Annotated in this window: 7 protein-coding genes and 1 pseudogene; 5 read left to right on the top strand and 3 right to left on the bottom strand. The window is 32.1% G+C overall.

Features of this window, described 5'->3' with window-relative positions:
- The 4 genes and pseudogenes from ACWVCY_RS12355 to ACWVCY_RS12340 all read left to right on the top strand — a co-directional run.
- Positions 1–566 (top strand): annotated as a pseudogene (locus tag ACWVCY_RS12355) (hypothetical protein); the annotation flags it as partial.
- A gap of 109 nt (positions 567–675) precedes the next feature.
- Positions 676–1,059, top strand: a complete 384-nt coding sequence (locus ACWVCY_RS12350; protein WP_455143134.1) for a desulfoferrodoxin family protein — start codon at positions 676–678, stop codon at positions 1,057–1,059.
- A gap of 72 nt (positions 1,060–1,131) precedes the next feature.
- Positions 1,132–2,331 carry an NAD(P)/FAD-dependent oxidoreductase gene (locus ACWVCY_RS12345; RefSeq protein WP_455143133.1) on the top strand — a complete coding sequence of 400 codons (1,200 nt, stop codon included), beginning with the start codon at positions 1,132–1,134 and terminating at the stop codon, positions 2,329–2,331.
- 272 nt (positions 2,332–2,603) lie between these two features.
- On the top strand, positions 2,604–2,846 hold the full coding sequence (locus ACWVCY_RS12340) for a hypothetical protein (RefSeq protein ID WP_455143132.1): 243 nt from the start codon (positions 2,604–2,606) through the stop codon (positions 2,844–2,846).
- 87 nt (positions 2,847–2,933) lie between these two features.
- Here ACWVCY_RS12340 and ACWVCY_RS12335 read toward each other — a convergent pair whose 3' ends face one another.
- From ACWVCY_RS12335 to ACWVCY_RS12325, 3 genes are all read right to left on the bottom strand, one after another.
- Positions 2,934–5,942: a cation-translocating P-type ATPase gene (locus ACWVCY_RS12335; RefSeq protein ID WP_455143131.1), complete on the bottom strand. Its 3,009-nt coding sequence runs from the start codon at positions 5,940–5,942 to the stop codon at positions 2,934–2,936.
- A 214-nt stretch (positions 5,943–6,156) separates the two neighbouring features.
- Positions 6,157–6,861 (bottom strand): lysoplasmalogenase family protein, encoded by a 705-nt coding sequence (locus ACWVCY_RS12330; RefSeq protein ID WP_455143130.1) that lies wholly within the window; start codon positions 6,859–6,861, stop codon positions 6,157–6,159.
- A gap of 74 nt (positions 6,862–6,935) precedes the next feature.
- Entirely contained in the window at positions 6,936–9,302 is a 2,367-nt protein-coding gene (locus ACWVCY_RS12325) for a helix-hairpin-helix domain-containing protein (RefSeq protein WP_455143129.1), read from the bottom strand.
- A 217-nt stretch (positions 9,303–9,519) separates the two neighbouring features.
- Here ACWVCY_RS12325 and ACWVCY_RS12320 point away from each other — a divergent pair, with 217 nt between their 5' ends.
- Positions 9,520–10,110 (top strand): nucleotidyltransferase family protein, encoded by a 591-nt coding sequence (locus ACWVCY_RS12320; RefSeq protein ID WP_455143128.1) that lies wholly within the window; start codon positions 9,520–9,522, stop codon positions 10,108–10,110.
- Positions 10,111–10,166 lie beyond the last annotated feature (56 nt).

Raw genomic sequence — 10,166 nt, 5'->3', positions numbered from 1 at the left:
GTGAATGGAATCCTTCAAAAGGTTCTTTTGAATGTATCTGTCTTCATATTCGTCCTATCTTCGTTTTAAGCCAAACTACTTCCTCAATGGTTTCTCATCTTCATCCTGATCTTCAGACTCATTGGATGACTGGAACAGCAGCACCTTGTACTTCATTATTTAAACCGTTTTTTCTTGAATCAGGCTTAATTAATCTAGGTCCTCTTCCTACTAATAAATTTGATCCAAAAAGTCTATGGTGGAAACATGAAATAATTCATCGATCAGTTCTCTTAGATTATGAAACACGAATACGCTTATTAAAGCCAGATATAGATTATTATGAGGAAAAATGGGTGAAAAATTTACAAAGATTACTACCCTCCTTGAAATCAATGTCTTTAGAAGAACGTCTTAATAAACTAACTGAATTTTCAAAAAAAGCAGTAGATGAAGCCTTAGAAGTAGAAAACAAGTGGTTAAAAGATTTAAAGAAAGTACCATTAAAGAAAAAGTCAGGAGGATGGCACTATAGAAAACTTTGGAGGAAAGAATCAGAAAAAGCTGGTTTAGAGCAAATTCAATAAGATGGAATACTTACATCTATTGATTTCACAACACAATGCTTTTTAAACATCTTTTGGATCTAGAATTGTCTTCATTGAATAACTAACAAATACATTTATGGTGGAGAAAATGACTGATATGAACACTTTATTCCAATCAGCGGATTGGAAATCTGAAAAACATGCTCCTGTTATTGAAGTGAGTAAAAAAGATGGATATTATTGGGTTGATGTAAGCGTAGGAAAGGAAATCGCTCATCCAAATACAACTACTCATCATATTAGATGGATTCAGTTACTATTCCATCCTGATGGATCTAAATTTCCCTTTGAAGTGGGAAAAGTCACTTTTGATGCACATGGTGAATCACCAGAGGGACCTGACACTAGTACAGTTTTTACAGAACCAAGAGGTCATTTCGCTTTAAAAACAGGTAAGCCTGGAAAACTGATTGGGTTATCCTACTGTAATATCCATGGTCTTTGGAGAAGTACAATCAATTTAAATCTCTGATTTTACTTCTTGCTTTTTTTATTTCATCGAAAATATTTCAAGTCGAATTTTAAACTTCTAATTGTGAAAGAATTGATATTCGTTATAATAGGTAATGGAGTAGCAGGATTTAATGCTGCGCAATCCCTTATAAAGGGAGCTCCGACAGATTCTAAGATTTTAATGTTTAGTTCAGAAAAATATGGGTACTATCTTCGCCCAAAACTCTATGAATTTCTCCGTCAAGATCTTAAAATCGAAGATGTGATATCCTACTCTAAAGAATATTATTCAAAATTAGGGATAGAACTTCATCTGGAAGAAGAAATTATAGCAATCTCACCTAAGGATAAAATTGTTATTTCAACTGTTAAACAATATTCATACGATCGTCTTCTTCTTGCAAATGGAGCAGAGTGTTATTGTCCCGTTGTTCCTGGAATAAATCTATTAAATTCCTTTAGTTTAAGGAGTTTAGATGATGCTATTGCAATCAGAACAAGAATGAAAACTAGTAAACAGGCTGTGATAATTGGAGGAGGTCTATTAGGTTTAGAAGTTGCGAGTGCATGTGCTGAGAGAGGATTAAATACCTCAGTTATTGAATTCTTTCCCTACCTTCTTCCACGACAATTAGATGCGGAAGGGGGAAAAATTTTACAGAATATTTTGGAAAAAAAACAAAATATTACTTTCTATCTGGGAGTAAAGGTTCAGGAAATTCTGGGAAAAGATCATGTAGAGGGAATTAAGCTTCTAGACGGAATTATAATTCCTACTGATATTGTTATGACATGTACAGGTATAACTCCCCGAATTGACATTTTCAAGAAAATAGGAATGAAGACTAATAGAGGAGTAATAGTAAATGACTTTTTAGAAACAAGTATTCAGGACATATATGCAGCTGGGGATATTGCAGAGCATAGAGGAAAAGTCTATGGAATAATTCCCCCTTCAATTGAGCAGGCAAAAGTAGCTGCTCAAAACATGATGAAACCACGATCAGTAAAATACACTGGTTCTAAGCTTTCGACATCAATTAAAGTTACAAAATTATTGGTAACTTCAATTGACTATATAGGTAAGGAGGAAGAATTAAAATATTCACAAAGAAAATTTCTTATTCCAAATGAAGATATTTATTGCAAAATTTTCTTGGATCAAGATATAATAAAATCAGCTATCATTATTGGTACAAAAAATGGAATTTCTTTATTAAAGGGAAACATTGGATCTTCTTATAAGAGTATAGAAGAAGAACTAAATCAATTATTCTCAGAGACTAAATGATTTATGAAATCGTTATCACAGAGGTCTCAAAAAGGTTATTCTGATATTTAAAATAATTTAATATAATCAACATTTCTCTAGCAAAGTTTAATTTAAAATTTCAACTAATTTTTAAACTATTATGAAAAACTAAATAACAAATTCTTGGAATTCGGCCCCTCTTCTGTATATTTTTTAACTTCTATGATTTTATGGTTTTTGTCGGATTTTATAGAAAATATTGACATTTGAAATATTTAAGCTTTTACCAGACAATTAGTGAGGTTTTAAAATTGGAAACAAATACTATTCCTCTTCATCAAATAATGTCTTACTTAAATTACAGTGGACCAATACAAGAAAAACTAGAATTATCATTTCCAAGCGTAGAGATTGCTCAAGGGTGTAATTCAGAAAACTATTTGTTCTTTAATTATCTAAAACAGGGTTTTCAGGTAAATATTTCACCTTTTTTCACAGGTACATATTTTAGAGTTCGTTATTTTAACTATAATGACGGTAAATATTGGCCTTAGAAAGAAACCACTAATTAGGGATGAATGGGTGTTATTTGAGTTTTATCAAACTTACAGTGAAACTTGAGTGGGTGTTTAGGAGAAATTCTAATAATATTCTCCTCGTAATCGATATACCCACTTTACACATTCCAATACTCCCAGAGGTACTAAAGCAGCAGTAATACAAATAATCCAGTCTGAGATATCTAGCCCAATAATATCGATGTATATCCCAATTGATTCAAGAATTCCACTTTGTAAGAATGGAATATACATTAATCCTAAATGGATAGGGAGTATTGAAAATGCACAAAGATATGTAAACCAGAAGGAGTCTTCACGAATAGCTTCAATCAGAGATTTATCAATCCTCCGTACTGAAAGAACAACTAAGGGAATAGCAAGATAAAGGATAGTATGCATAAGAGTTCTTGCTTTAGCATGTGAAAGATTAATCGGTCTTAAATTAGGGGTGGGAACTTCATTATACATAATTGGGATATAGAAGCTGTTATTAGCACTATTAATGCCAATAAATCCGAAATAGGCTGAAAAATAAATAACATAAATTACAAAAGCTAGGGAAATTGCGGTGAAAATTAGAGTTAATGTTAATTTCTTATTAAAAATACCTGCTGTATCTATAGGTGTTCTATCCATAATATCCTTGGGAATTTGATCAATAATCAATGCAATTGGAGGAAGAGAATGGGCAATTCCAAATATATAAGCACGTTGTAAGTTATCCATCAGAACAAAATTTTCAAATCCAGGTAAACCCATTAAAAAGGAGGTACCGATATACGTAGCTGCTTCAGCTAAATTTATACAGATATAAAAGAAAATAATAACTCTAATGCGTTGAAATAAAGCTCTACCCTCTCTAATACCTGTGACTATAGAATTAAAGGAATCATCGGCAATAACTAAGTCAGCAGCCTGTTTTGATACTTCAGTTCCTGACACTCCCATTGCTATTCCAGCATCAGCCATACTAAGGGCAAGAGCATCATTAACACCATCACCTGTCATAGCTACAACACGATTTTGTCGTTGATACCGTTCAACGATGACTCGTTTGTCATCAGGTGAAACTCGTGCAAAAACCCGTGTATTTTCAAAGTCTGCGTCATTTAATTTAGATGCCATTTTACCTTCATGGACTAAATGCTGATCTTTGAGATATACCATACCTATATTATTAGCTATTGAGGCAGCAGTTAAAGGAGAGTCGCCAGTAATCATTATCGGGGTAATTCCAGCACCTATTGATTCACTTACAGATTCATCCACTCTCTCGCGGGGTGGATCCAAAACTGCTACAAATCCAAGATAAGAAAGACCTTCTTCAATCTCATCCCGCTCATTTTCTCCTTTCTCTGGGAGCTCTTTAATCATTTTATAACTTAATGATAAAAGACGATATCCCAATTCAGCTAAATTTTTGATATTTGCCTCTATTATGTGTTTATCTTTATTTTTTATTTTTCTTTCTTCATTTCCATAACCAATATGAGTACATCGTGGTAAAATTATTTCTGTGGCTCCTTTGCAGAATACAACTGTACCAAAATCTTTAGTTTCAAAGATTTTACTCATTCGTTTTAAAGAACTATCAAAAGGATATTCCCTTAAAACACGAAATTTTTGTTTAATTTCATCTTTATCAAGCTTTGTTTTTTCAAATAATGCAATCAATGCAGCTTCGGTTGGAGAACCAATCGCATTAAAAGTAACCTGATGGGTTGCTTCAACTGTTTCTCTAACAATTTCGGAATCATTATTCAACATTCCTGAGACGATTAAAAATCCTAAAGACCTTTCAATATCGACATCTGCACTGGGTAGAACTTGTAATTCTCTTTCATTAATATTTTCGCGGTCTAAATCTAACAATTCTACTATTTTTCCTTCAGGGGAATAACCTAAGCCAGTAACATAATAATGTTTGTTCGTTGAGGCATCAAATATTCGTTTAACAGTCATTTGACCTGCTGTTATTGTACCAGTTTTATCAGAACATAGAATAGAAATTCTTCCCAGACTTTCGATAGAAGCTAGGTTTCTAATTATGACATTATGTTTTGCCATTGCTAAAACACCTGTAATCAGTATAATGGTTGTTAGTAATGGGATATTAATTGGTACAACACTCATTGCTGTTATAATCATCGTAGACAATATAAAGACAATTTCACCAAAAAATTCAATGGGAGTATCCCATTGGCCAGAGTTTAAACGACTTAGAAGTATTCCCCCTTGATAAATCAATAAGATAGAGAAAATAATCGCCATACCAGCCGTCAAATAATTTCCAATCATATTGACCTTGGATCGAATAGGAATTTCTCCGGTATTTAATGCTTCTAATTCTAAACTGATTTTACCAAATTCTGTCCGACCTCCCGTGTTAACTACAACCGCAAGACTAGATCCAAAAGTGGCAAAAGTTCCGTTGTATATCATATTTTTTCTTTCACCAATCGGAGTGTCTTCATTAAGAACAAGAAGACCATCCTCCGTCTTGTGAGCAGGAACACTTTCTCCTGTTAATGAAGCTTCATTGATTCGTAAAGAATTGGATTTAATAATACGTGAATCAGCTGGAATTTTGTCTCCTTGAGAAATTTTTATTATATCTCCTGGAACTACATCCTCAGTTTGAATCTCAACTTCTTTGCTATCTCTAATCACACGAGCAGAAGGTGCAGATAACTTTTGTAATGCTTCAATTTTCTTTTGAGCTCTAGCCTGTTGAACAATAGCAATGGCAAAATTAACACCTACAATTATTAACCATTGTGCAGCGGTTAACCAAATTTGGAAATCTCCAGGATTAAGAATTAAATAGATTAAAGCTAGAAAGGTTATAAGACCTGTCATTATTAAATAAACTACAATCAATGTATTTAATAATGGGGCTAAATAGACCTTCCAAAATGATTGTTCAGGTTTAGGAATTTGATTAAGACCATAAGTTTTAAGTCTACTCTCTGCTTCTTGAGATGTTAATCCATTGGTTTGATTGGTTTTTAATTCTGTTATAAGAAGGTTAAGATCCATTGAATGCCCAATTATTCTTGGCACATCTTTTTTAATCTCAATGTCTGTCATTACTATTCTTCCTAGCCATCTATTGAAATTATTTTAATGTAAATTATTTCTTTTTTTGATTTTATAAGAATTCACGAAAATAATCTATTTTATTATTTAGTTAGCAAGTATAAAGGAATTTTTATTAACTCTTTTTTTAGTCTATTGTCACTTTCAAAATCGATGAATCTTTAATCTATAAATGACAACAAATAAACATCTTCTAATTCAAAAATTACACAAAGATGGCTGCTAAAGACAGTAATAGGATTGCAGGATAGTAAGTTCCCATAACAATGATGAAATCATTCGAAAAACGATGATGAAACTCACGGATGGCAATTAGTGAATCTGATGTAACAAACAGTAATGCTCCAAGAATAAGAAAAAGAATATTTAAAATGGTCGAAGTAATCCATAGAAAAATCGTAGAAATAAGCATAATACTAATACAACAGGTATATATTATAACTGGTAATTTAAAGGCTCCCAAACCCTTATCGGATGATTCTAAATATCTTAAAAGTAATATAATATATATTACTATTCCAACAGTGGCTAAAGATGTTAAGATAATAGAATTTGCTGTAATCTCATAATCAAGCGCTTTTAATATAAATCCAAAAGCAAATAATACTTGGGCAACAAGAAATAATGGTAATCCAGGAATTAATCCTTTTTCCATCCCAATATCTCCTAACATACAAAAAAATAATGCCCCAGCAATAATAAAATAAAACAATGAATCATCTGGCCGAATTAAAAGCACGAAAAGAACTGCTATTCCAGCTGGAATTCCTTTAATAAGTGTAACTAGATTCTTAGGGAAATTCATAATTTCATTCTGAAAAAAAACGAGTTGATTTTCTCGAACACCTTTTATCAAGATCCAACATAATCCTACAATGAAAAAACATGCAATATATATTAATTCAAGCATAGAATCACCATAAACAATAGAGAATCTGTATCTGATTAAAGAATAAGTAATTTTTAATTATAATTCAGAGATATCTAAAGTTGAATTTTTCCATTCTTCATTAGTGTTGCAAACTTTTTTTCTTCTATAGTCATTTTCTTCTTTTTAATATAACTAGACTTTATTTGTTTATCTAACTTTTCTCCTTCTTCGGGTTTTAGCTCTGGATTTTTTAATGATAAAGATATTCTTTTTCTAGGAATGTCAATATCAAGCACACGAGCTTTCACTATATTTCCAACATGTAAATCAGCATCACGAGGATGTCGTATAAATTTTGAGTTAGACATTTCACTAATATGAATCAAACCATTAATTTTGACCCCAATGTCTACAAAAACACCAAAATCTACAACATTAGTAATTGTTCCTTCAATTGACATACCTTTTACAAGATCGTCAATTGCTAAAACCTCGGACTTTAATAGAGGTTTTTCAAACTCTTCACGAGGGTCAAGAAAAGGATTTTGTAAAATTTGGATTATATCTTTAATTGTTTCTAATTTTTCCTCTTTCATTAATTGTTTGGCTATCCATTCAGGATTTAACAATTTGAGCTTCTTCTGTAATTTTTCACGAGTAACTTTAGTAACTAAATCTTCTTTGGTAGCTTTAGCTACCTTCAATAATTCTTCAGCTAGTTGATAAGATTCAGGGTGGATAGGAGAATTATCAAAGGGTTCTGGAGATCCAAGAATTCGAAGAAACCCTGCTGCCTGCTCGAATGTCCTAGGACCTATACCATTGACTTTTTTAAGTTCCTCACGATATATAAAAGCTCCATTTGCATCTCGAAAATTTACAATATTCTTGGCTATGGAACGAGTTATTCCACTGACAAATCTTAATAAGGATTCAGAGGCAGTATTTACATCGACTCCTACAAGATTCACAGTATCAATTACAACATCATTGAGAGCTAAAGATAATCCAGATAAATCATGTTGGTATTGACCCACTCCTATTGATTTTGGATCAATTTTTACTAATTCTGCGAGAGGATCCTGTAATCTACGAGCAATCGAAACAGCCCCTCTAATGCTTACATCAAGATTAGGAAACTCTTCTCTGGCAACATCGCTCGCACTGTATACAGATGCCCCTGCTTCATTAACAATTATATATTTTAGATCAATCTCTTTTGCTAACTCAGAAATCAAATTTTCTGTTTCCCTAGACGCAGTTCCATTACCAATCGCTATTATCGAAAGATTGTGTCTTGTAACCAACTCTCTGAGTATTTCTTTTGATTTATTCCATTCTTGTTGGGGTTGATGGGGATAAATCGTTCCAGTTTCAATTAACGATCCTATTTCATCTATAATTGCAAGTTTACATCCAGTACGATATGCTGGATCTATTCCTAGGATTTTTCTATCTTTTACAGGAGGAGTTAATAAGAGATGCTTCAAATTTTCTGCAAAAACTTTAACTGAATGAAGTTCTGCTTTTTCTAACTGTGTTCTTTTTAACTCTCTAGCCATTGAAGGACCTAGTAACCGTTTCCAAGAATCTTCAATTGCTAGAGTAAGCTGCTTATTTGCGCCTTCTAATATCTCCTGCGGAGGAATGGTCATTTCAATAATATTAGATATTATCATTGAATCAGGAAAATTTATTTTAAAGGATAAAATACCTTCACGATCCCCCCTAATCATTGCTAGTAATCTATGAGGTGGAGTTAGCAAAGCATTCTCTTCATAATCAAAATATTGCTCGTATTTTTTCCCTTCAATCACTTTTGGAGAATTGGGATTCTCTTCCACTTCTAATTGATAAAGGATGGATTGTTGCGTTTTAAAAGAAGCTACAGGATAAAATTTCTCTTTAATTAAATCTCGAATTTCAATTGATAAAGAGAGATCTTCAGCTATAATATCACGAGCACCTGAAAGACATGTTTCTATACTTTCTAATTTATTTTCTACATTCACAAAATCTTTTGCTATACTCTCTAAGGTATATCCTTCTAAACCTTTTTGATATTGAATTTTGTCAGCCAGTGGCTCCAATCCTAACTCACGTGCTATTTGGCCTCTAGTCTTTTTTTTCTGTTTATATGGTTTATAGATCTCATTCAATTCACCCATTGACTCTGCTGAATCTATACTTTTTTCTAATCCCTCCGTTAATTTTCCTTGAGACCTTATATTCTCAATAATTCGTTGTTTTTCATGCTCTAGCAAATTTTTTTCTTTATAAATCTGATCTATTGATCTTATTTGAACTTCATCAAGAGAATTTGTCATCTCTTTGCGGTAACGAGCAATAAAGGGTACAGTATTTCCCTCTTCGAGTAAAACTAAGGTATTTTCTACTTGATTAATAGTGATTTTAAGGTCAAAGGCAATTGAATTGATAATTTCTAATTTTATCTCATCTGAATTCGGAAAAACAGCCATAAGATCCATCCACTTTTGATTATTAATTGAAAAAGAGCTTTTGAATCGTAATACAAGTTATAAATATTGTCTAAATAAAAACAAAATATATACGAGACGAAAGTCTAAAGCTATAAAGTATTTGAAGGATTTATCAGAGATTTTAAATCCTATTTGTTTTGAAGAAACATAATATAATTAACTCATATAAATTAATTATTTAGATGGTTCTTTTGATATGATAATTGGTTTAATTCTTGCTGCTGGAGAATCATTACGATTCAAACAGAATAAACTTTTTGCTGAAATTAAACCTCCAAAAAGAGTGATTGATTACCTGATAGACCATTCCAATAGATCTAATTTAGATAATATTGTATTTGTTTTAGGGTATTCGCCTGAACTGATAATCAATGAGATAAAAAACTTTAAATCCCCAAAAATTAACTTTATAATAAATAATGAATATAAAAAAGGAGGAATGACATCCTCGATTAAAACAGGATTTAAATTCATAATAAATAATTATAGCGATGTAGATGCCGTTCTAATCACTCCTGCTGATATCCCTTTTATAACCCCTAATATCTGGAACAAAATAATCAAAATTTTTTACCTAAATAATCAACAAACTAAAATTATAATTCCAACATATATGGGGAAGAAAGGACATCCTATTTTGCTCTCGAAAGAACTTTTTTCTTCGGTTCAAAGTCTATCTGAAAAATCTCATGGCTTAAAAGCCATTATCTCAAGATATTGGGAAGAAATCCTATTTTTTGAAGCTTTTCCGAGGCCTTTCCACAATTCTCCGGAGGCTGAACAATAATTGCCTTCATGTTATATTTTTTCACAATCTTGGTCAGCATATCCAGCACATGGCCC

It is taken from the genome of Candidatus Hodarchaeum mangrovi, assembly GCF_975850365.1.
The sequence above is the reverse complement of the archived record's forward strand: the minus strand, read 5'-3'. Positions and strand labels throughout refer to the sequence as shown.

Excerpts from the sequence above, each read along its gene's own strand:
- ACWVCY_RS12350 (WP_455143134.1), top strand. The coding sequence starts at position 676 with ATGACTGATATGAACACTTTATTCCAATCAGCGGATTGGAAATCTGAA.
- ACWVCY_RS12335 (WP_455143131.1), bottom strand. The coding sequence starts at position 5,942 with ATGACAGACATTGAGATTAAAAAAGATGTGCCAAGAATAATTGGGCAT.
- ACWVCY_RS12330 (WP_455143130.1), bottom strand. The coding sequence starts at position 6,861 with ATGCTTGAATTAATATATATTGCATGTTTTTTCATTGTAGGATTATGT.
- ACWVCY_RS12325 (WP_455143129.1), bottom strand. The coding sequence starts at position 9,302 with ATGGCTGTTTTTCCGAATTCAGATGAGATAAAATTAGAAATTATCAAT.
- ACWVCY_RS12320 (WP_455143128.1), top strand. The coding sequence starts at position 9,520 with ATGATAATTGGTTTAATTCTTGCTGCTGGAGAATCATTACGATTCAAA.